Raw genomic sequence first — 527 nt, 5'->3', positions numbered from 1 at the left:
CCCCTGCACGGGACTCGCCCGACTCCCCCGCCCGGCCGCCGCCCGCGCCGCCGAACAACTCGCCGCCGCCGGCGCCACCGTCGCCGTACTGCCACAGGGCGGCTGCCCGCTGACGGAACGTCGCAACCGGGCCGGCGCCGCGCCCGTACGCCTGCTCCGCGCCGCCGGCGTCCGCGTCACCGCCGGCAGCGGCGCCCTCCGCGACGCCGCCAACCCCGTCGGACGCGGCGACCCGCTCGAAGCCGCCTACCTCCTCGCCTCCCACGGCGAAACCGGCCCCGAAGACGCGTACGAGGCCGTCAGCGCCGCCGCCCGCGACGTGCTCGGACTACCCGAAGTACGCGTCGAAGCCGGCTTCCCCGCCGAACTCCTCGCCGTGCGCGGCCGGAACCTGCCCGGCGCGCTCTCCCTCGCCTACAGCCGCGTGGTCATCCACCGGGGCCGCGTCGTCGCCCGCACCAGCGCGGTCCGCGAGTTCTGCGACGCCCAACCGGCCGGCCCACCCGACCTCCCCCGCCAGTCCCAGG

General features: G+C 78.6%; 1 pseudogene. It reads left to right on the top strand.

Going from position 1 to position 527, the window contains the following annotated elements:
* A pseudogene (locus tag GL263_RS27735) lies at positions 1-527 on the top strand (hydrolase); the annotation flags it as partial.

The organism is Streptomyces durbertensis (assembly GCF_014156695.1).
GTDB classification, from domain to species: Bacteria; Actinomycetota; Actinomycetes; order Streptomycetales; family Streptomycetaceae; genus Streptomyces; species Streptomyces durbertensis.
Note: the sequence above shows the minus strand (reverse complement) of the source record. Positions and strands in the feature narration are given on the sequence as shown.